The organism is Gottfriedia acidiceleris, from assembly GCF_004138285.1.
Lineage (GTDB): Bacteria > Bacillota > Bacilli > Bacillales > Bacillaceae_G > Gottfriedia > Gottfriedia acidiceleris_A.
In genome coordinates this window covers 20,363-42,960 of sequence record NZ_SCFN01000026.1, presented here as the reverse complement: position 1 = coordinate 42,960, position 22,598 = coordinate 20,363, and the positions used below count along the sequence as shown (strand labels likewise).

Genomic DNA, 22,598 nt, shown 5'->3' with positions numbered 1-22,598 from the left:
ATATTGTTTTAATGTTTTAACTAACTAGCGAAAATTAAAATATCTTCTTTTTTGACGAACAATATTAAGATGTCTAAGTCGTCATCATAAGTTACAATTTGATTAATAAAGGATAATTCATTCGATCAATTGACTATTCTATTATTTTTAAGATTATTATTTTTTTATCAAGAAGTTGATTGGAACGAAAGGGTGCTCGACTCCTATGGGAGAAGCGGGAAGGCTGAGACCCCACAGGCGGCGCCGAGGAGGCTCAGATCTCGCCCCATGGAAAGCGAGCACCCTGTAGTGGAAATCATATGACACAACTTACTTATCAATGATCAATCCAACAATTTAATCGACAAATTCTTTTTTCAACAGCAATAAAAGATTGTACTTAACATAGTACAATCTTTTATTACTGAACTGATACGCTATACATTAGTCCAAGATACATTGTAATCACAAAGCAAAGACTAAATGCAATTGGTAGCATGATTTTTATCTTTTTCATAAAGCTGATTACTAGTAACACTAGGAAGATGATCGACATACTCATTAACATCGTACCTTCAAATGTAAAAGTAAAAGCTATTTTAATAGGTAAAGTAATATCAATCCCCATAATCCACTCAATCCATTTAGACGAACCCTCATTTTGCAAAGTTAAATTAATATTATGCGGTGGAGATTTAGTACCCATTATAGCTGTAAAAAAGAACACAATTATGATTGTAATATACTCTGCTTTTAACCAACCTCGAATATTACTTGAAGGGCCTTCAGCGGACTTTCTCATTAGTACACCATTGAAAAAAGCAAAAAACAATACTGGAATGATACTAATGTGCTTTAACAGTAACATCTGTCCATAAGGAAGTAACCAAGCATTCGTATAGTCTTTTAATTTAACAACTTCTAGCATTAAGACTATACCACTAATAAAAATAATGACGACACATATGATGGCTAAAGGTGTAAACCATTTTAAGAATCGACCATAGTTATTAGTGTCCTTAGCAAGCCAAGTGACATTAAATAGAATTCCACTCCAAATAGAAACCATTAGAAAATGACTACTTTGAAAGATAAAACCCGTCCAAAAGTTCATAGAGGTAATATGACCTGCATAACCGATACTTAAAATCATCATGAATAACCAAAAGAAATTAAAAAACTTTTTACCATCGCTATAAATATTAATGACAAGCATAATGGCAAACATACTCGAGTAAATCCATGCATTACCTACAGCTGTTTTAATGAAAACAGAATAAATGGCTGTTTTAAGATGAACATCATCTAGGAAAAAAGTAATAATTCGTAGAGCAGGAAATAGTGAAAAGAATACTATGCCGACAATAACCAAATAAACAGTACCTTTCGAAATGCTGTTTGTTGGTTTTTTATCTGAAGGTACAAAATCTAATACAAACTTTCCTGCTAATATCGAATAAAGGATATAAGTTATGAACTCAGTGATTGGAACGATATAACTCATTTTCTATTCCAAAGAACAACTCCACCAACCATTAATGCAATTCCAAATAGCCCGATTGCAATTAATGGAATAAGATATTTAGATCTTTCCTTTTTAGGAGTAGCCTCTTTTTGTTTTTCTTTAGTTGGTGTTTGATCCTTAACTGCCTTGTCAGTTGTTTTATTTTCAGTTGTCGTTTTAGTTTCAGCTTGCTTTAATTGTACTTTGAAAGGAATTTGACCTGTTATTGGATGACCATCTTCACTTACTACTTTCCACTCAATCTTATAATCACCATTTTCTAAACTATTTGGTAGATCAGCAATTAATTTATTACTTTTAATAGAAACATTTGTAACAGCTGTGGCAGTCCCAGCTTTATACAATTTGATCGTACCTAGTTGCTCAAGAGCCTCTTCAAATTCAAGGTTAATTTGTTTAATTGGTTCAGTTATCACTTGCCCATTTGATGGATTAGATGAAACAAGCTTAGTATGAGCACTCGCCATAGTTGGGAATAAAAATAGCAGTAAAATAATGATTGATAAACCTTTTTTCATATAAATCTCCTTCTTATGTAAAAATTTGTGCTTAATTTAATATAAGGTAAAAACTTGTAATTATGAAATATTATTTTAGTTAAATTAACCACTCTATTCAATTAGATATTTTAGTTCAAAAATGTGATGTATTTGTGAAGTAGACTTAACAAGACAATTTATATTTGTAATCCTTTCAAAAGAGTATTGGTTAGTTTTAATTAAGAAAATTAATTTATCAAAAATAATTCTTTATATTTTATTTACAGAACCTCCAAAGTGGATTAATAAAATTTCATTAAAATTAAGAAGTAAAATCTAATGAATTTTTAATTTTAGGGAGGTTTATTTTATGTTCAGAAACAAACTTAAGAAAAAGTTAATTCCAGTTGCAGTGCTTTCAACGATGGCATTTGGTTCGTTTATTGGCTCATTTGCAAATCATACAGTACAAGCTAAGGAAACAAACAAGAATGAAATTAGAAATGTGATCTTTTTAATTGGAGATGGAATGGGTGTATCATACACGACTGCTTATCGTTATTTAAAAGATAATCCAAAAACAAAAGTAGTAGAACAAACAGAATTTGATCATTATTTAGTAGGGCAACAAATGACATATCCTGAGGATCCAATGCAAAATATTACTGACTCTGCGGCAGCGGCAACGGCAATGTCAGCGGGGGTTAAAACTTATAATGCAGCAATAGGCGTAGATAATGATGGGACAAGAGTAAAAACAGTGCTTGAGGCTGCAAAGGAAAAAGGAAAAGCAACAGGGCTTGTAGCTACTTCAGAAATTACACATGCTACACCGGCGTCTTATGGAGCTCATGATGTAAGTCGTAAAAATATGAATGCAATTGCGGATGATTATTATGATGAACTAATTAAAGGTGGACATAAAATAGATGTCATGCTTGGTGGTGGATTAAGTAACTTTGTAAGAGAGGATCGTGATTTAACAAAGCTATTTAAAAAAGATGGCTACTCTTATGTAACGAATAAAAATCAAATGTTAAAAGATAAAAACAATAAAGTATTAGGCTTATTTGCTCCTGGTGGAATGCCGAAGATGATCGACCGTGAAGCATCTATGCCGTCATTAAGTGATATGACAAATACAGCTATTAATAAATTAAGTAGAGATAAAGATGGTTTCTTCTTAATGGTAGAAGGTAGTCAAATTGATTGGGCTGGACATGATAACGATATCGTTGCGGCAATGAGTGAAATGGAAGACTTTGAAAAAGCATTTAAAGCTGCAATTGCATTTGCTAAAAAGGACAAGCATACATTAGTCGTTGCAACGGCAGACCACTCAACAGGTGGCTATTCTATTGGCGCAAAAGGTGATTACAATTGGTACGGGGCACCGATTGCAGCAGCTAAACGTACTCCTGATTTCATGGCTGAACAAATTAGTAAAGGCGCAGATGTAGAAAAAACATTAAAATCGAATATTAACATAGAATTAAAACCTGAAGAAATTCAATCTGTTAAAAAAGCGGCAGAGTCAAAAAATATGTTAGAGATTGATAATACAATCGAAGCAATTTTTGATAAGCGTTCAGTAACTGGTTGGACTACTGGTGGTCACACAGGTGAAGACGTAAATGTTTATGCGTATGGACCTGGCAGCCAATTATTTGCAGGGAAAATTGATAATACTGACCAAGCAAAAAACATCTTTAGAATTTTAAAGAATGGTAAATAAGTAATAAATCAAATCCCGTTAAATGACCTTATTTAACGGGATTTAAGGATGAAAGGGGATTTATATGAAAAAATTGATTCCATTTATTTTACTTTCTTTAATGCTTTCAGGATGTAGTTTAGTTCAGAAGGAAAAAACAACTGCTTCAGCAGAGAATATAAAAAACGTCTCTACAATCTCCAAAAGCCGAGCAAAGTCTTTAGACGATGTATATGTGACAAATCCACAGGTTTCAGATGATACGAGTTTACTTCTTAAAGGTCAAACACTGAAAGATGATAAAGGAGAAGTTACCTTAGAGGGCATTGCTTCATTAAATAAGTCCTATTCAATTGGGCCGATTGATATGAAAATTAAACAGATTAAGCTTATTAAAAACTTACCAACGTATTCTTTAATGGATTATTTTCATTATTATACAGAAAGCTATGAGAGTTTTCGATTCATTAAGGTAGAGGTAGAAATCATTAATCACTCGAGTAAACAATTACACTTTGGTCCAGTTGCCCATTTGACGACAAGTAATAATGAAGTAAAGGAATTTAAAGATGACTTCTATATCGAATATTTAGGCGGGGAAATCAATCCTAATAGTTCAAAGCAAGGCGCAATGGGATTTATAGTCGATCATACTGATCCTAGCTTGAAATGGATTGAGCTAACAACTAGTGATGTATTAGATGATCAACATAAAGTAATTGCTAAAGCCCAAAAAATTAAAGTGGATTTAAATTAGATTGCAGAAAAAAACTCCTTTCTTAATAGAAAAAGGAGTTTTTTATTTATAGAGTTACTTCATCCTCAACTGGTGGAAGAAGTACGTCATTTTTGTCAGGATACATTGTTTCAATATGATTTTCTCCCCAAGTGCACAGTAGATCTAATACTTCTTTTAAAGACCATCCGTAATCCGTTAAGGAATATTCTACTTTTGGCGGAACCTGATTAAATACTTTTCGGTGAACGATATTGTCTTCCTGCAATTCCTTTAGCTGCTGAGTTAACATTTTTTGGGTAATGTTCGGCATTAATTTTTTTAACTGAGAAGTTCTTTTCGTGCCTTTTGTCAAATGACAAAGAATCACAACCTTCCATTTACCACCGATTACATCTAATGAAGCTTCAACTGGAATATTGTATTTTTTCATTTTTCTCCTCTCCTTCATTCATTTTTAATCAAAACTACGCAACATATTTTTAATGATTCAAATATCATAACATTCTCTTCGCAAACTGTGTAGTTTCTAGTCCGGTAAAAACTTTTTTATAAATTTTTCTCTGTTTTAAACCTTTATTCTCTTAAATGTTACTAAAAAGTAACTATATCACTTCAAAGTACATACTTCTTTTACTTAATCCTATCGCTCATAATGACAATAGTTAATTGATTAACAAACATTTACGAAAAGTATTTTTTCCATTGTTACTTAAATGTATAGAGGAAGACGTTAATCTTTTACAATTTCATTTCATTTATGTTTTGAATGACAATGAGACTTTATTCAGGCGCCATGTCTCTTTGTATTCAAGCTAATAATAAAACTCACAATAAAAATAATAAGGAGGATTTTATATGAGTTCGACTGCTGCTTCGATTAAAATGCAAGAGAAAAAAAGTGGCACTCCCGCGTTAATGGCACTTGCTGTTAGTGCATTTGGGATTGGAACTACCGAATTTGTTCCCGTTGGTTTATTATCAACTCTAGCTGGTGACTTGAAAATTTCAATCACATTAGCGGGATTATTAATTTCTGGATATGCGATGGGTGTTGCATTTGGGGCACCAATTTTAACCGCATTAACAAACAAAATTGGTCGGAAATCGTTACTAATGCTATTAATGATTATTTTTATCATTGGTAATAGTGTTGCAGCCTTTTCAACTAGTTTTGGTCTATTGTTAGTTGCTCGAATCATTACTTCATTTTCACATGGTGTATTCTTTTCAATCGGTTCAACAATTGCAGCGGATGTAGTACCTGAAAACAAACGTGCAAGTGCAATTGCATTTATGTTTACAGGCTTGACTGTTGCGACTGTAACAGGTGTTCCATTAGGCACATTTATTGGTCAGCATTTTGGATGGAGATCAACTTTTGGAGCTGTAGCATTATTAGGTGTTATTGCAATCATTGCAATTGCAATATTAGTTCCAAAATCAATTAAACAGCCACCGGCATCAAAATTTAGTGATAACCTGAAAGTTTTAAAAAATGGACCATTACTTTTAGCCTTTGCTATTACAGCATTAGGATATGGAGGTACTTTTGTAGCATTCACATACTTATCACCAATCCTTGAAAAAATTACCGGCTTTGCTCCAAACTCTGTAAGTATTATCTTACTCGTTTATGGAATTGCAGTAGCACTTGGTAATACGATCGGTGGAAAAGCGGCTAATAAAAATCCTTTAAAAGCACTAACGTGGATGTTTGCCGTTCAAGCAATTGTTCTCATCATTCTATCTTTTACGGCACCATTTAAACTAGTAGGAATTGTAACGATTTTCTTCTTAGGCTTGCTTGCTTTTATGAATGTACCTGGTCTACAAATTTACGTTGTGAAATTAGCTGAGAAGTATGTCCCAACTGCTGTAGATATTGCATCAGCGCTAAACATAGCAGCATTCAACGTAGGTATTGCAATTGGAGCATTTATAGGCGGTTTAGTTGTAGATACAATCGGCTTGATTCATACACCGTGGATAGGTGGAATCATGGTATTAGGAGCAGTTCTGTTAAGCATTTGGAGCGCTTCTTTAGAAAAGAGAAAAAGTGAATTTTAAAAAATAATATATAAAAAAGGAGAAATAAAAATGAATAATTTAGTTAAATTAAATAATGGTTTAGAAATGCCAGTAATAGGCTTAGGAGTTTTCCAAGTAGAAGACGGTCAAGTCGTAATTGATTCTGTAAAAGCTGCAATACGAAATGGCTACCGTAGTATCGATACTGCAGCGATTTATCAAAACGAAGAAGGTGTAGGGCAAGGAATTAGAGAAGCTCTTGCAGAAAATGGTCTTAAACGTGAAGACTTATTTATTACATCAAAGGTATGGAATGCTGATCTAGGCTACCAATCAACTATAGATGCTTTCGAATTGAGTTTGAAAAAACTAGGCCTTGATTATTTAGACCTATATTTAATCCACTGGCCAGTAGAAGGTAAATATGTTGAATCGTGGAAAGCACTTGAAACACTATACAAAAATGGTAAAGTAAAAGCAATTGGAATGAGTAACTTCCAAATTCACCACTTGAAAGAAGTAATGGCTAATGCTGAAATAATGCCTATGATCAATCAAGTTGAGTTACATCCTATGTTAAGTCAAGTTGAACTAAGAGAATTTTTAAAAGAAAATTCAATTCAAGTAGAAGCATGGGCTCCTTTAATGCAAGGACAATTATTTGAGAATGAAACTTTATTACAAATAGCAAACAAACATAATAAATCAATTGCTCAAGTTGTATTACGTTGGCATGTACAAAACGGTGTTGTAATCATACCAAAATCAATCAAAGAACATCGCATTCAAGAAAACGCAAATATTTTCGATTTTGAACTAACAGAAGAAGATATGAACCAAATCAACTCTCTGAACCAAAACCACCGTGTTGGTCCAGACCCTGACAATTTTGATTTTTAATTAAAGAATAAAAGTAAACGACTGTCAAATCTTCGACGGTCGTTTTTATTTTTAATCGAATGTGAAGCGTTTGTACATCTAATCTTACAAAAAAATTATTTAATCTATTTAAATCAAAGAGGCATTTTGTATTAAGAGTCGAATATTCGAATATAACAATTTTCATTTGCAAAAACTTCCTCCCGTAAGACTTAAGACTTAAGACTTACTAAGTTTAATACTTAAGTTCGTTTCAAATGATATACCGTTTCGTTACTATAAACATAGTAGCGAAAAATATTTGTGAACGGTCAAGCTTTAGTAGAGGAGTTGATTACTTTGAAGAAAGAGAATAAACAGTTTAATACGATGAAAGAACTTACGTTACACATAGTATTAGCTACAATATCGATCTTAATATTAGTCATTAGTTTACCTACTGTCGTAACGATCTATAAAATATCATTTATTTTTGCAATCATGGGCATTCTCCTACTAGATTTCTATCTGGTTGTATCAAATCATAAAAAGTTTTTAAAGGTTACAAAAATAGCGCTAATTAGTTTACTACTTTGTATATCGATAGTTGGAATTCTATTTTATGCTAGTCAATTTCTGGTATTCGTAGATACGTACGGAGTTGAGCGAATATTAACTAATCATATTACAACTGCAAAATTATTATTTTTCTTAATCTGTTTATTTCAACCGATTTTTTTACCTTTACCAGAAGCACTTACTATTCCTGCGGGTAGTGCTGTAATCGGATCGTTTTCAGGAGCGTTAATTGGATTTTTAGGTTCAACTTTAGGTATTGTCATTATGTATTTCTTAGCAAGAATAGGTGGACTTAAATTAGTTTCAAAGTTTGTTAATGAAAGACAGTTAAAAAAATATCAGGAATATGTCAAAAAAAATGAAACAATTATTTTAACTTTAATGTTTATCATTCCGATATTACCAGATGAAATTATCTGTGTCGGGGCAGGAATTAGCAAAGTATCTTTCAAAAAGTTTCTATTAATTGCTTCAATTTCAAAATTAATTACATCATCCCTACTATCATACTCTGTATATTTGGCCAAATTTTTCTCTTTAACAACATCGCAAATAGCTTTAACTAGCTCCATTTTAATTGCCTGCATCTTCTCTTTATCATTTATGATTAAGAAATCAATTAAGCGAACTAATTCAAAAAAAGCTTACGTGTCACAAAGTGAATAATAAAAAAGGCAATGTAATGGTTTAACCTTACATTGCCTTTTTATTTAATAAGAAGTATAAAATTACGTTTGTCGAAATTAAAAATTTCCTGAGAAATAATGTAGAAAACATGACGAATTTACATCAATACTTTTATACCTTGAACAATATTCCATATAAAGACAATTAAATTAACAATGAATGCTAATACAAATCCACCAATAAGAGCAAAACCTGCACCATCACCAAAAGTATTAAAAGTGAAAAGTGAAATAATCGCTAAAATAATAATTGTTAGAAATGGGAGTATATGTGAAAAAAATGCTCGTTTAGAATGCGATTTTAGTTGTTGATCTTTTGCGACGAAATAAACAATTATTGGGAATAAGAAAGGTGCGAAGAATACACTAAAATAACATAATGAGGACAAAATCTTATTTGTTTCCATCTTTTTACCTCGATTTCTTAAAAAATTTTAATTAATCTTAGTATAGTTTAATTTATATATATAAATCGATTTATTTATTAACAATTTTTGAAAATACTTAGTTTGATAAAGTTTAGGCTGAGAAATGAGTATCCTTTTTTTGTCTCTTTTTTAAAGAAAAGTAAATGAAAAATCCGACTAAGATTGTAGCAGTAATACAGATTGTAATCCATGGCGAGCCAAGCAAGAAATTTCCGTATAAGGTATAAAGAACTGCAATCGGAATATTACCAGCAATAACAATTGCAATATAGGACAAGTATTTCATATTAGTGGAGGCTGCGATAAAGCATGCGCCATCTGTCGGAGCTAGAGGAGTTGCAACTGTTAAGAATAAGTATCTCTTTCGGTTCGAAATAATCTCTTCAAATAGAGAAGGATATTTATTCTCCATGAATTGCTGGATTGAATCACTTAAAATACTTCTACTTAATAAGTAAATAATTGTTTCTGTGATAGCCATTCCGATTAATGATAAGAGAATGGTTTCAAACGGGTGAAAAAACAAGCTACCTACTACAATTAATACAGAGCTAGGAATAAATAGAAAGATTCTTGCACAGAAAATAGCGACAAATAATAGCATCGGATTGATGGAAGAATTAGCAATAAAATGTTTTATATCTTGCAATGATAAATGAAATAAATGATATCGAATAGCGAGTAGTAGCATTAAAATCCAAAAGCCGATTACAGTTAGTGGAACGACTTTTTTCATGATTTATGCTCTCCTTTTAAGTTAGAAAATCTTCTGTTATAGTATTCTATTCCTCAATTACAAGAAAACTGATTCATTTTTAAAAATTAATAATAAAGGTCATAAACATGTCAAAAAATGAATAAAAATAATTATGCACTAAATATCTCAAATTAAAGAGAAATGAGGTGGAGATATGCTTGATGAAGGCCTATTAGTTATTAGACTTGTTTTAGGTATTATTTTATTAGGTCACGGGGTGCAGAAAGTATTTGGTTGGTTTGGTGGTTACGGTATTAAAGGAACTGGACAATGGTTAGAGTCGATTGGAATCAAACCTGGTGCATTTTTTGCTTTTATAACAGGAGCGGCAGAAATTGTAGGTGGATTCTTTGTAGCGGCTGGTGTATATACAGAAATAGGCGCATGGTTAATAATAGTAGTGATGGCAGTAGCAGTAATAAAGGTTCATATAAAGAATGGATTCTGGAATAGTTCGAACGGATTTGAGTTTAATCTATTAATTATTGCAGCTGCAGTAGGGTTATTGCTCACTGGACCAGGATCAATGGTTTTATTTTAAGAGAATGATAGAATTTTTATATTTAATATATTTGGAGGAAGTCTCATCTATTGAGGCTCCTTTTTTGTTTCTCAATTATTGTTTAAACGACCGTTTGTGTCTAGGGAGATAACATCTTTTTTTATGAAAAATATCCCTCATTCGTGATACGATAATATCAGTAATGACATTATATGGAGGGATCAAGATGGCAGATGCTATTTTTGAACAACTTAGGTTTACAAGGGTTTATACTTTGAAAGTTCTTAGTTCTGTTTCAAGAGAAGTTGTAGATGTAATACCTGCAGGATTCAATAATAATATTCTTTGGAATGCCGGTCATGTACTAGGGGCATATGAGCAATTACTTTATGCTAACACTGGTGATGCTGGCCAACTTTCTAAGGAATTCATTGATTTTTTTAAGGGTGGGACTAAACCGGATGACTGGCAAGAGGAGCCACCATCATATGAGGAAATTGTTACATTATTAGAACAGCAAGTTGAACAAGTTATTTCTACATATGAAGGACGTTTAGATGAAATCATTCCAAAAGAGATGAAACTAGGTAGTTTTGAAATAAAGACTGTTAGAGACATGATTAGCTTTAACATTTTCCATGAAGGGCTACATGCCGGATTAATAAATGGTTTAAAAAGATCACTTAGCCAATAGTGTTATTTTTTAACTTTTGTCCACACACTAAATCTAGGAGTTTATGCTTTTAGATTTTTTTGTTATAATCAAGTTTAACAATTTGTCAATTTGATAGTTTGAAAATTGTGGTAATTCAAAATAAAATATGGCTCTTTCTGATTGATTTTTGTTTTTTAGTAACATTGATAATAATATTAAATAGCAACGATTATGACGAAAATGGTCTAAAAAAACGAGGTTATATAAATGAAGAAAGAAAGTAATTTAATTATTTACGATCTAATTTTGTATTTAGTATTTCCGCTTGTTTTATATAAAGTTTTACAACACTATTTTAGTGACTATTGGGCGATGCTCTTACCGACGGTTCCAGGGATCTTATATACTTTATTCCGTTTTTGGTATACTAAACAGTTTAATGTTACTGGTATTTTTATTATCTCAACATTAACTGTTAGTACTGCCGTTGATTTAATGGCATTAGGTTCTGCAAAAAACTTAATTTTGTACAATGTGTATTATCACTTTGGGGTTGTAGGGGTATTTTTAATTTTAATGGCTTTGAAAAAGCCATTACCATATTATTTTATGATTGATATTGCTGCAATACAGGGGCAAGATCGTGAAGAAAGTAAGAAATTATATAAACATCCTTCACTATTTAAAGTGTTTCAGTACTTGTTTGTCGCATGGATTATTAAAGATATAGTATTTGCAATTGCACAATGGTGGATGGTTGATACGTATGGATTAAAAGCATATTATTCACGTACAATTATCTTTACAGTTGGTGGATATGTTTTTGGCATAATTATGGCGATCGGCTATGCAATGGTTACAATGAGAGCTCAAAAATTAAAAGGGGACGACTCAGAGCAACCTTCCGATGAAATTATTATTTAATAAAAGTCCTTTAAATAGAATGCAACCCACAAGGTTTTAAATCCTTGTGGGTTTTTTTAATTACTGATGGCGATTTATCCCTTTAATGAATTTCCTACTCCTTGCAATTCCCGCTCTTCTCTTGATCTTGCATTTAAAATATCAAGTTTTTGTATCCTTTCATTTTCTGGTTCGACATGAATTAATATTTTAGGATCTACTAAAACCTTTTTTATTTCTTCTTCTATTTTGTCACATAGTAAATGGGCTTCTTCAATGCTCATGTGTGATGGTAATACTAAATGAAAATCTATATGCTCCTCAGCACCCGAACGTCTCGTGCGTAAGTCATGGTATTCGATAAATTGGGATTTGAAAGAATATAATACATTTTCGATTTGTTTTAACTCATCTGTAGAAAGTCCAGTATCAAGTAGGGGGGTAAACGACTTACGTCCAAGTTCAATTGATTCCTTCATTATATAAATTGCGATTCCAATTCCGATTAATGCATCGAGAAATTCCCAACCAGTAAGACTTACTAAAATTAAACTTACTGCAACTCCGAGTGATGAATAAACGTCTGTTAATAAATGCAAAGCGTTTGATTGCATTGCAACAGAATGAGTATCATTTCCTACTTTTTCAACGATTTTTCCTACTCTCCAATTGATCAACGCTCCAATTAACATGACGACTACACCGATAATTGGCATTTTAATTGGGGTAGGATGAAGTAGTTTTTCAACAGATTCAATGATAATCCAAATACCAGCTACAAATATTAAGATTGTTTCGACCGTACCTGAAATATTTTCAAACTTACCATGACCATAAGGGTGGTCCTTATCGGGCGGTCTGTTTGAAATCCTTACAGAGAAAAATGCAATGACTGAAGCAACTAAGTCCAATAAAGAATGAATTGCTTCAGAGATAATCGCTACCGAACCAGTAAAAATCCCGACAATTAATTTTAATAAAACGATGAAAGTGTTACTACATATTGAAAGTACTGCTATTTTGCTTGAACGCAATCTATTCACCCCTGTCCAATTTTTTCTACTCAAGTTAAGAGTTTTGTAATAAGGCAACAAAAAAGAAAAACCACTAACAGTTTGTTAGTGGTTTGTTTTTTTAAAATTTAATTTATATTTTTTGAAATGATTTTTCATTTTTGAATCACCTTTTCTCTCGCATAAAACATATTCTATAGTATAAACACTATTTTTGGAAAGAAAAAGCTGTGTGTGCAAGTGAATATAAATCGACAATTATTTTAAAAATGGTTTGACATCTATTTTTAGACTGTGTTATACATAGACTAATATAAAAAATAACAGTCTATTCGTAGAGGTTGCATTGTATATGAGTATCATTTTAGAGAACTGTGGGTTTTATGACGAAATGAGAAAGGATCCTATGCCGAAGAAATAAATTGCCACACATTTTATTTCTGGGACTACATTTAATAAATGTAGTACTGTCACATGTGTTTGTGAAGAGCTATTGAAGAGATGTGATTGGCTAAGTCCTTTTTTAAAAGCGATAGGCACATGAACATATCCTTCATGTGTCTTTTTTAATACACTAATACATTGAAGGAAGCTTCTTAGAATGATCTTACATTTGATTTGAAGGGAGAATACGAATGTATTTACATGGTAATAGTCGAATTAATAATGAAGGACATTTAGAAATCGGAGGTTGTGATACTGTAGATTTAGTAAAAAATTACGGTACGCCTCTATACATTTATGACGAAGCATTAATTGAATCAAAATGTAGGGAATTCCATGAAGCTTTAAGAGAAACGGGAATGAAATATCAAGTTGCTTACGCGAGTAAAGCGTTCCTATGCGTTGAACAAGCCCGTTTAATAGAAAGAGAAGGTCTATGTCTAGACGTTGTTTCTGGTGGAGAGTTATATACAGCTTTGCAAGCAGGATATCCAGCTGAGAAAATTCACTTTCACGGAAACAACAAAACAATTGAAGAAATTGAAGAAGCTTTAAATGCAAAAATCGGTTGTTTTGTAGTCGATAATTTCTTTGAGCTAGAAGTATTACAGGCCCTAGCTGAACAACGTAATGAAGAAGTATCAATATTATTACGTGTTACGCCAGGTGTTGAAGCACATACACATGAATATGTAATGACGGGCCAAGAAGACTCTAAATTCGGATTCGATATTATGTCAGGTCAAGCTAATGAAGCAGTGGAAGTTTCATTAAATTCAAATAACCTAAAATTATTAGGTGTACATTCACATATAGGATCTCAAATTTTCGAACCAGATGGATTTGTTCATGCAATCAATGTATTAATGAGCTTTTTAAATGGACTTAAAAACGATTTAGGTTTTACAGCTGAAATATTAAATGTAGGTGGGGGCTTCGGTATTCGCTATACTTCAGAAGACGAGCCTTTAGCTGTTGCTAAACATATAGAAAAAATTACTACTATTATTAAACAACAATGTGAAGAGCTAGACTACAAATTACCAGAATTATGGTTAGAGCCTGGACGTAGTATTGTTGGTGAAGCTGGAACAACACTTTATACGATTGGTTCAACAAAAACTCTTCCTTCAATTCGTAAATATGTATCTGTTGATGGGGGAATGACTGATAATATTCGTCCTGCCCTATACGGATCAAAATACGAAGCGATGCTTGCAAATCGAGCAAATGATGAGAATAAAGAAGTTGTATCGATTGCTGGTAAATGCTGTGAAAGTGGCGATATGCTAATTTGGGATTGTAAATTACCTGTTGTAGAAAACAATGATTTATTAGCTGTATCTTGCACTGGTGCTTATGGCTATTCAATGGCTAATAATTATAACCGTATCCGTCGCCCAGCAGTAGTATTTGTTAAAGATGGTGCTTCAAGAGAAGTAGTTCGTCGAGAAACATATGAAGATTTAGTTAGAAATGACAGAGTTTACATCGAAAACTCTAGATAATTAACGTTTTTGTGTTATTTGTCTCAATACTGACACTTCTATATAATATAGAAGTGTTTTATTTCGTTTTCTTTAATAAAAGATGATAATTTATCGACATATAAAGACATATTTATCATTTATATTACAATATTGTAACAATTGCGACTCTCTTCGGGAATCTATGGTATAAATATTTACGTAGATTAGCGAGAGGAGAACGCTGAAATGTTAAGAAAAAAACTAGCAGTGCTGGCGATGGCAAGTACAATAGTATTATCATTAGCGCCAAATGCTTCAGTATTAGCTGATAGCAAAGTTGAAAAAAAGCAAGCTGAAGTAGATAAGTTCCAATCACAATTTAAAGAATTAAGCAACGAGATAGAGAAAATAGATAATCAAATTAAAACAACTAAGCAAAACATAGAAGCAAAAAAGGCAGAAATTTCTGAAACAGAAGAAATTATTAAAGATAAAAAAACAAGAATTACATATTTACAAGACAGAATTGAAAAACGTAACGATTTATTAGAGGATCGTTTAGTTGCAATGCAAAAGCAACCAAAAGTTAATCTAGTAACAGACGTTTTATTTAATTCAGACTCAATCGTAGATTTCTTTAATCGAGTAAATTCAATCTCAACACTTTTTGAAGCTGATGAAAATATCATTAAAGAACAAAAGTCTGAACAAGCAGAAGTAGTTAAAGAAAAACGACTTGTTGATGAGAAGAAACAATCTTTAGTTACAGCAAAAGAAGATTTAGTTGCTCAACAAAGTGAACTTTCTAAATCACAAGCTGATAAACAAAAATCATTAAATACTGCTGAAGCAAACTTAAAGTTAGCTGTTAAAGAATTAGAGAATGCAAAAGAAGATGAGAGAGTTCAACGTCTTGAGCAACAATCTCTTGAACTAGCTGCTTTATCTAGCGATGATGATGAGGATGACAGCGTTAGCACTCCAGCTGCTAAATCTAGTTCAAATTCTGATTCGAAATCTAGCTCAAATTCTAGTTCACATTCAAATTCAAAACCTAATTCAGGTTCAAATAATGATGGTCCAGCAGCAACTGGAAACTCAATTGTAGATTATGCTTTACAATACCAAGGTGTACCTTATGTATTTGGCGGAACGTCTCCAAGCGGTTTTGATTGCAGTGGTTTCATCTGGTATGTATATTCACATAATGGATACGGCATCTCTCGTGGAAATGTAAAAACATATTGGAGCAATGCTACTAAAATCAGCTCTCCACAACCTGGTGACCTAGTATTCTTACAAAATACTTATATTAATGGTCCTTCACATATGGGTATTTACATTGGTGGAAATAAAATGGTTCATGCTGGAAGTAAAGGTATCAGCGTAATCAGCTTAAGTAATAGCTGGGTTCGTTCTCACTTCTTAGGCTATGGAAAATTCTAATAGTTTACTAACCTCGTATTATAATTAGTATAGTACGAGGTTTTTTATATTGTCTTACGGGAAAATTAAAAAGGTATAAGCTTTTAGCTTATACCTTTTTGATTTGAAACCTGTTCTTTTAGTAAATCACGTATTTCGATAAGCAAGGCTTCTTCTTTAGTAGGAACAACAGGTTTTGCTGCTTCTACTTCTTTTCTTCTAAATGATAGTTTATTAATTAATCGAACAAAGAAAAATACTGAAATCGAAATGATAAGGAAATCGACTACTGTTTGGATGAATGAGCCATATTTAATCCCGTAAAATTGCCACCCAGTAAAGTTTTGTTTTCCTATGATAAGTCCAATAATAGGCATCATTATATCAGCAACTAAAGAAGATACGATCTTACCAAATGCACCACCAATAATTACCCCGACTGCTAAATCAAGTACATTCCCTTTTAGGGCAAACTTTTTAAACTCTTCAAACATTTTTATATTTCCTCCTGTGTAATTATCGTATAAGTTTACATACAAATCTTCATTCTTTCAAGTTAGAAATCGGTCTTTTTAAGCAAAAATATTTATATCGTCTTTTATATATGGTAAATATAATTAATGACAATTTTTAGGAGGAGTAATGGTATGGGCACAGAATTGGCTACATTTGCTGGTGGATGTTTTTGGTGTATGGTAAAACCGTTTGATCAACAGGACGGAATTATAAAAGTTGTGTCAGGTTATACAGGTGGAGAAAAAGAAAACCCAACATATGAAGAAGTATGCACTCATTTAACAGGTCATTATGAAGCTGTTCAAATTACATTTGATCCAGAAGTCTATCCTTATGAAAAATTATTGGACTTATTTTGGCAACAAATTGACCCAACAGATGTAGGTGGGCAATTTAATGATCGAGGAAGTTCATACAAAACTGCAATTTTTTATCATAATGAAAATCAAAAAGAACAAGCTCTAGCTTCAAAAGATAAACTAGAGAAAAGTGGCGTTTTCAAGAAACCAATTGTCACTGAAATTTTATCTGCAAAACCATTTTATGAAGCAGAAGAATACCATCAGCATTATTATAAAAAGCACCCGGTTCGTTACCAACTTTACTTTAAAGGATCTGGTCGTCAAAAATTTTTAAAGGAACACTGGAAAACGGGCCAAGAGGAGTTAAAGCAAAAACTAACACCAATTCAGTATGCTGTTACTCAGGAAGATGCAACTGAACCACCATTTAGAAATGAGTTCTGGAATCATAAAGAAAAAGGAATTTATGTTGATATCGTATCAGGACTTCCTTTATTTAGTTCATTAGACAAATTTGATTCAGGCTGTGGATGGCCAAGTTTTACAAAGCCGATTTTAAAAGGTGAAATTGAAGAGAAGAAGGATTATAGCCATGGGATGTTGCGTATTGAGGTCAGAAGTTCTGAAGCTGACTCGCATCTAGGGCATGTTTTTGATGATGGACCTGGACCTGAGGGCCTTCGCTACTGCATAAACTCTGCTGCATTAAGATTTGTTCCATATGAAAAAATGGATGAAGAGGGCTATGGTAATTATAAGAGTATCTTTCTTAAATAGACTCTAAGGATATTTAACTAAGTACAATCTAATTGGAATAATTAAAATTTGAACCGAGATGTCTATTCATCTCGGTTTTTTTGTTTATTTATATTAGAAAGGGGATGGTATTGATCTAACCCAATCATTTGTTTCTTAATGATGTCCTAAATATTTTCTAAAAAGTTTTCTGAAAATATTTACAATTGCGAAATGAGTGTGTTAATATAAAAGTGTCACAAAGTTGTCACAAATTAGGTATTGCAATTCACAAAAAAGCCGAAACGGGAGGTTAATCATTATGAAGCGCACTGATTATGAAATCGTCGAAACATATACTCAATATTCTGGTATTGCCTTTTTTATTGGTCTTATTCTTTTTTTACTATATTTCACTGGAAGCGGTTTCTTACATACGAGCGTAAGCTTAACGGTGAGCATAGTATTGATGGGCTCTTGTTCAACCTTATTTCTATTAGGTACTTTTTTGGGATTGATGTTCTCAATTTCTTCAAAAGAACAAGTTTAAACGTTTAAAAAAAGAGTGGGTGTTCAGCTGACGAAAAGTCAATTTGAACGCCCTTTTGTTTTGTGTAACATATTTTATCGGATACGTGTATAAAGTAATTTGAAACTTAAAATTCTTCCGATACGATTTAAATATGGAAGTTATGATGCACTAGGAGGTGTCGCTTAAGGATGAATTTTTTTAAAAAGTTAAAAGGTATGGACCGTAATGTGTGGATTAGAGTGATTGGAGAAACGATTACGAGTAGTGCGATGATGATGCTTATGCCATTTTTTGCTCTATATCTAGAGGGAAAAGTTGATTCAATGCTAAAGGTAGGATTTATTATGTCAATTTCACCTATAGCATCATTATTTGGTTCGATGGCTGGCGGTAGACTAGCTGACTTATATGGTCGAAAACGTATGATGGTTTTTTCGACGCTTGGAACATCTCTTATTTTAGTATCCTTTGCTTTAGCAGAAGGCTATACAGCATTTTTAATTTTATCGATTTTACTAGGCATTAGTAACTCGTTCTTTAGTCCAGCAGCATCTGCAATGGTAGCTGATGTAACTGAACCAGAAGAAAGAACTGAAGCATATGGATTATTAAGGGTTGGAAGTAATGTAGGTACTGTGATCGGTCCATTATTAGGAAGTTCAGTTGTTTACTTTTCGAAAGACAGTTTATTTTATATTGCAGCAATCACTTTAGGACTTTATAGTATTGCACAGTTAATTCTATTAAGAGAAACACTTCCTGCGGAAAAGAATGTTAAAGATAAGAATGAAGTAACGAAAATACCTTTTAAAAAGGTTATGAAAATCATTAGAACTGATAAATTATTAATTTTTTACGTAGCAACGGGTGTGATTATTTCAATGGGCTTCTCACAAATTGAAGGAATGCTACCACTTTATTTTAAACAAACCTTTCAATCGCAATTTGGTATGTGGAATCCTTACCCATTTTTAATGTCGCTTAATGGATTGTTAGTTGTTCTTTTGCAATTTCCAATTTCAAGTTATTTATCGAATCGTTCAATTGGAAAAACGATGTTTTATGGAACTATCTTATTTGGTTTAGGTATTTTATCAATCGGCCTTGCACCTCCATTATTGCTTACAGTTGGATTAGGTAAGTGGGTGATTCTATTTTTCTTGGCAATTATCTTCATATACTACACCTTTGGAGAAATGGTCATGTCGCCAGTTCAAATGACATTTGTGGCGAATATTGCTCCTGAAGAATTAAGAGCGACCTACATGGCCGTTGGTAGTATGAAATATACGATTGGTGGATTTCTTGGACCTTTATTAGGTGGATTTTTATTTGATTTAAAACTTGGAATATGGCTTTTTATAATTCTTGGAACAGGAGTTGTACTATCAGGAATAATGTATCGCTCACTTGATGAAAAAGTAGCGATTAGAGATAATAAACAGGGTATAGCGCAATAGTTCTCAGGACACTTGATTTCTTTGTTGCTTCGTCAGCTTATTACTCTTATCCACAAACTAAGTATAGTTCAAGTAGAGCTATGCTTTTTTTAGTTGTAAAGAAATCACAAAACAGATATCATTGCATATGTTGTAAAGAAAAATAGGTTTCTACCCATAAAAGCTTATACACATTTGTATAAAGTGGTACAATAGGGAGAGCAAAAAATAGTAGGGGGAACATCATGAAGATTAAGTTAGGATTATTATATGGCGGTAAATCTGCTGAACACAAAGTATCATTACAAACAGCTTTTGCCGTTATTTCTGCTTTAGATCACACAAAATTTGATGTGTATCCAATTTATATAACAGAACAAGGCGAATGGTTACAAGGGAAACAAATTGAGGGGAAAGTAGAAAGTGTTGCAGCTTTAAAATTCTCAAATGAAGATCAACATGTAAATGAAATCGCTCCTGTCGCGTTAACTTCATCAATTATTCCTGCAGCTTCAAATCAAGATTCAACTGGCCCGGTTGACGTTATTTTCCCATTATTACATGGACCAAATGGTGAAGATGGAACAGTTCAAGGTTTACTTGAGCTATTAAATATTCCTTATGTAGGTAATGGTGTATTAGCTTCAGCGGCTGGTATGGATAAAGTGATTATGAAAAACTTGTTTGCTCAAGCTGGAATTCCTCAAGCTAAATACGTACATTTCTTAAAAACAGAGTGGAAAGCAAATGCAGAGTCTTGCTATGAAGTAGTCGAGAAAGAATTAGGCTATCCTGTATTTGTTAAACCTGCAAACTTAGGTTCTAGTGTTGGTATTACGAAAGCTAAGAATCGTGAAGCATTAATGGCTTCATTTGAAGAAGCATTCCAATTCGACCGTAAAATAATTATTGAAGAAAACATTGTTGGACGTGAAATTGAAATTGCTGTATTAGGTAACGATCAAGTTGAATGTTCTGTTGTTGGAGAAATCAAACCATCAGTAGAATTTTATGATTATACTGCAAAATATGAGAGTGGCGATACTGGTCTAATTATCCCTGCTCCTGTAGAAACTGAAACATATGAAAAAATTAAGCATTATGCAGAAGTTGCGTTCAAAGCAATCGATGGCTCAGGCTTAACTCGTGCTGATTTCTTTGTAACAGAAGATGGTGGCGTATTAATGAATGAAGTTAATACAATGCCTGGATTTACTCCGTTCAGTATGTATCCTCAATTATGGCAGGCTACTGGATTAACATATCCAAAATTAATTGAAAAATTAATAGACCTAGCAATTGAACGTTACGAACAAAAACAACAAATTAAATATAATATTTAACAATTGAAAACACTATTCATGGTTGAATAGTGTTTTCATGTGAATAGAAGAAAAATTCTATAGAAGAGGAGTCGATGACAATGTCAATCGTACGTACTTTATCTCAAATTGTTAATATGATCCCTGGTAGCCAATTAAAGGGTGAAGATTTAACAATCAACGGAGTTTCAACAGACTCTCGTGTAGATTTAAATGGAAAATTATTTATACCGCTGATCGGTGAAAAATTCGATGCACATCAATTTTTACCTCAAGCAATTGAAAATGGTGCTAGTGCAGTACTTTGTTCTAGAAAGTTTTCAAATGTACCAACAAACGCGTCTGTCATCTTAGTCGATGATACATTAGAAGCTTTACAAAAACTGTCTAAATCATATTTAAGTGAGTGGAATGGTAAAATAGTTGGTATAACAGGAAGTAATGGGAAAACATCAACAAAAGATATTTTAACTAGCATTCTTTCAGCAAAATATAAAGTACATAAAACACAAGGGAACTTTAATAATCATATCGGACTTCCGTTAACAGTATTAGCGATGGCAGAAGATACGGAGGTTGCTGTCTTAGAAATGGGTATGAGCAATTTTGGAGAAATTGAATTTTTATCTAATTTAGCTGAACCTGACGCGGCAATAATTACAAACATCGGTGAGTCTCATATGCAGGAACTAGGCTCAAGAGCTGGTATCGCAAAGGCGAAGCTTGAGATTGCCAGGGGACTATCAAAAAACGGATTACTTGTCATTAATGGCGATGAACCATTATTAATCGAAGGTACAAAAGATAAAAACTTAATCTATACAATCGAAACTTTTGGTTTAAGCGAAAGTAATGATGTATATCCAACATTTATTGAAATGAATGAATCTGGTAGTGAATTTGAAATAAATAAAGCTAAGGATGTCCGTTTCAAATTGGGCGTACTAGGCAAACATAATATTAGTAATACATTGGCAGCTATTGCAGTTGCGAGAAAGTTTTCATTAACATGGGATGAAATTAGTTCTGGTATGCAGAATTTAGAAATGACAAAAATGCGTATGGAATTATTAAAGAATGAAAATGGAATAACAATTATTAATGATGCCTATAATGCAAGTGTTACATCAATGAAAGCGGCTCTTTTATTTGCTTCAGAACTAAAGGGTTATAATCGAAAGTTTGTTGTATTTGGCGACATGTTAGAATTAGGTGATCAAGAAATTGCTTTTCATGAAGAAATTGGAGAAGAAGTTGTAAATCTTCATTTCGATTTTCTTTATACTTTTGGACCATTAAGTAAATTTGCAGCAACGTCAGCTTTTGAACAAATGGACTCTTCAAAAGTAAAAAGCTTCGAAGATAAAAATAAATTAATTGAAGATTTATTACAACAAGTAAGACCAAATGACCTAGTATTAGTTAAAGCTTCTAGGGGAATGAAATTAGAAGAAGTTGTAAATGCACTTTTAAAAAAGGGGTAGGGGAAAATAGGGAATTTATAGGGTAGAGAAGGTTAATTAAAATCCAATCTTTTCCTAATCCTTTAATCCTTTTTCCCTTAGCCTT

The 22,598-nt window shown here is 32.6% G+C and carries 22 protein-coding genes and 1 riboswitch; of the genes, 15 read left to right on the top strand and 7 right to left on the bottom strand.

Translation table 11 applies throughout. The features are described 5' to 3' along the window. Window positions 1-400: 400 nt before the first annotated feature. Window positions 401-1,483, bottom strand: a complete 1,083-nt coding sequence (locus tag EP747_RS21835) for a copper resistance D family protein (protein ID WP_129692120.1) — start codon at window positions 1,481-1,483, stop codon at window positions 401-403. Further along, on the bottom strand, window positions 1,480-2,022 hold the full coding sequence (locus tag EP747_RS21830; protein WP_129692119.1) for a copper resistance CopC family protein: 543 nt from the start codon (window positions 2,020-2,022) through the stop codon (window positions 1,480-1,482). The genes EP747_RS21835 and EP747_RS21830 overlap by 4 nt, the downstream gene beginning before the upstream one ends. Window positions 2,023-2,353: 331 nt before the next feature. On the opposite strand from EP747_RS21830, the gene EP747_RS21825 reads away from it, so the two are divergent. Continuing rightward, window positions 2,354-3,718 carry an alkaline phosphatase gene (locus tag EP747_RS21825; RefSeq protein WP_129692118.1) on the top strand — a complete coding sequence of 455 codons (1,365 nt, stop codon included), beginning with the start codon at window positions 2,354-2,356 and terminating at the stop codon, window positions 3,716-3,718. A 64-nt stretch (window positions 3,719-3,782) separates the two neighbouring features. Further along, complete coding sequence (locus tag EP747_RS21820; RefSeq protein ID WP_129692117.1) at window positions 3,783-4,454, top strand: DUF4352 domain-containing protein; 672 nt, start codon at window positions 3,783-3,785, stop codon at window positions 4,452-4,454. Between the two features lie 46 nt (window positions 4,455-4,500). Here the strand turns inward: EP747_RS21820 and EP747_RS21815 are convergent, their stop codons facing one another. Next, window positions 4,501-4,866 carry a winged helix-turn-helix transcriptional regulator gene (locus EP747_RS21815; RefSeq protein WP_091024744.1) on the bottom strand — a complete coding sequence of 122 codons (366 nt, stop codon included), beginning with the start codon at window positions 4,864-4,866 and terminating at the stop codon, window positions 4,501-4,503. A 425-nt stretch (window positions 4,867-5,291) separates the two neighbouring features. Here EP747_RS21815 and EP747_RS21810 point away from each other — a divergent pair, with 425 nt between their 5' ends. From EP747_RS21810 to EP747_RS21800, 3 genes are all read left to right on the top strand, one after another. Continuing rightward, on the top strand, window positions 5,292-6,503 hold the full coding sequence (locus EP747_RS21810) for an MFS transporter (RefSeq protein ID WP_129692116.1): 1,212 nt from the start codon (window positions 5,292-5,294) through the stop codon (window positions 6,501-6,503). A gap of 30 nt (window positions 6,504-6,533) precedes the next feature. Then, entirely contained in the window at window positions 6,534-7,364 is an 831-nt protein-coding gene (locus tag EP747_RS21805) for an aldo/keto reductase (RefSeq protein WP_129692115.1), read from the top strand. A 318-nt stretch (window positions 7,365-7,682) separates the two neighbouring features. Next, window positions 7,683-8,567 (top strand): TVP38/TMEM64 family protein, encoded by an 885-nt coding sequence (locus EP747_RS21800; RefSeq protein ID WP_235832968.1) that lies wholly within the window; start codon window positions 7,683-7,685, stop codon window positions 8,565-8,567. A 118-nt stretch (window positions 8,568-8,685) separates the two neighbouring features. On the opposite strand, the gene EP747_RS21795 is transcribed toward EP747_RS21800, so the two are convergent. Together EP747_RS21795 and EP747_RS21790 are read right to left on the bottom strand one after the other, a co-directional pair. After that, on the bottom strand, window positions 8,686-8,994 hold the full coding sequence (locus tag EP747_RS21795; protein WP_098862936.1) for a DUF4870 domain-containing protein: 309 nt from the start codon (window positions 8,992-8,994) through the stop codon (window positions 8,686-8,688). A gap of 112 nt (window positions 8,995-9,106) precedes the next feature. Then, a complete protein-coding gene (locus EP747_RS21790) occupies window positions 9,107-9,751 on the bottom strand; it encodes a TVP38/TMEM64 family protein (RefSeq protein ID WP_129692114.1) in 645 nt (214 codons plus the stop codon). Between the two features lie 175 nt (window positions 9,752-9,926). Here EP747_RS21790 and EP747_RS21785 point away from each other — a divergent pair, with 175 nt between their 5' ends. The 3 genes from EP747_RS21785 to EP747_RS21775 all read left to right on the top strand — a co-directional run bounded on the left by EP747_RS21785 (window position 9,927) and on the right by EP747_RS21775 (window position 11,853). After that, window positions 9,927-10,313 (top strand): DoxX family protein, encoded by a 387-nt coding sequence (locus EP747_RS21785; protein WP_098429672.1) that lies wholly within the window; start codon window positions 9,927-9,929, stop codon window positions 10,311-10,313. 187 nt (window positions 10,314-10,500) lie between these two features. After that, on the top strand, window positions 10,501-10,968 hold the full coding sequence (locus EP747_RS21780; RefSeq protein ID WP_165347203.1) for a DinB family protein: 468 nt from the start codon (window positions 10,501-10,503) through the stop codon (window positions 10,966-10,968). A gap of 228 nt (window positions 10,969-11,196) precedes the next feature. Then, complete coding sequence (locus EP747_RS21775) at window positions 11,197-11,853, top strand: VC0807 family protein (protein ID WP_129692112.1); 657 nt, start codon at window positions 11,197-11,199, stop codon at window positions 11,851-11,853. Window positions 11,854-11,927: 74 nt separating this feature from the next. On the opposite strand, the gene EP747_RS21770 is transcribed toward EP747_RS21775, so the two are convergent. Then, on the bottom strand, window positions 11,928-12,866 hold the full coding sequence (locus tag EP747_RS21770; RefSeq protein ID WP_129692111.1) for a cation diffusion facilitator family transporter: 939 nt from the start codon (window positions 12,864-12,866) through the stop codon (window positions 11,928-11,930). 306 nt (window positions 12,867-13,172) lie between these two features. After that, window positions 13,173-13,346: riboswitch (Lysine riboswitch) on the top strand. A gap of 134 nt (window positions 13,347-13,480) precedes the next feature. On the opposite strand from EP747_RS21770, the gene lysA reads away from it, so the two are divergent. Next, window positions 13,481-14,797, top strand: a complete 1,317-nt coding sequence (gene lysA / locus EP747_RS21765; RefSeq protein ID WP_129692110.1) for a diaminopimelate decarboxylase — start codon at window positions 13,481-13,483, stop codon at window positions 14,795-14,797. A 207-nt stretch (window positions 14,798-15,004) separates the two neighbouring features. Beyond that, complete coding sequence (locus EP747_RS21760; RefSeq protein ID WP_129692109.1) at window positions 15,005-16,204, top strand: C40 family peptidase; 1,200 nt, start codon at window positions 15,005-15,007, stop codon at window positions 16,202-16,204. Between the two features lie 83 nt (window positions 16,205-16,287). Here EP747_RS21760 and mscL read toward each other — a convergent pair whose 3' ends face one another. Further along, window positions 16,288-16,677: a large-conductance mechanosensitive channel protein MscL gene (mscL, locus tag EP747_RS21755; RefSeq protein ID WP_129692108.1), complete on the bottom strand. Its 390-nt coding sequence runs from the start codon at window positions 16,675-16,677 to the stop codon at window positions 16,288-16,290. A gap of 153 nt (window positions 16,678-16,830) precedes the next feature. On the opposite strand from mscL, the gene msrA reads away from it, so the two are divergent. The 5 genes from msrA to EP747_RS21730 all read left to right on the top strand — a co-directional run bounded on the left by msrA (window position 16,831) and on the right by EP747_RS21730 (window position 22,513). Further along, entirely contained in the window at window positions 16,831-17,778 is a 948-nt protein-coding gene (gene msrA, locus EP747_RS21750; RefSeq protein WP_235832967.1) for a peptide-methionine (S)-S-oxide reductase MsrA, read from the top strand. 280 nt (window positions 17,779-18,058) lie between these two features. Beyond that, window positions 18,059-18,286, top strand: coding sequence for a hypothetical protein (locus EP747_RS21745; RefSeq protein WP_129692106.1), 228 nt, complete (start codon window positions 18,059-18,061; stop codon window positions 18,284-18,286). Between the two features lie 170 nt (window positions 18,287-18,456). Then, a complete protein-coding gene (locus tag EP747_RS21740; protein WP_129692105.1) occupies window positions 18,457-19,728 on the top strand; it encodes an MDR family MFS transporter in 1,272 nt (423 codons plus the stop codon). A 221-nt stretch (window positions 19,729-19,949) separates the two neighbouring features. Beyond that, window positions 19,950-21,050 (top strand): D-alanine--D-alanine ligase, encoded by a 1,101-nt coding sequence (locus EP747_RS21735; protein WP_129692104.1) that lies wholly within the window; start codon window positions 19,950-19,952, stop codon window positions 21,048-21,050. Window positions 21,051-21,130: 80 nt separating this feature from the next. After that, entirely contained in the window at window positions 21,131-22,513 is a 1,383-nt protein-coding gene (locus EP747_RS21730; protein WP_165347201.1) for a UDP-N-acetylmuramoyl-tripeptide--D-alanyl-D-alanine ligase, read from the top strand. The last annotated feature ends 85 nt before the right edge of the window (window positions 22,514-22,598 follow it).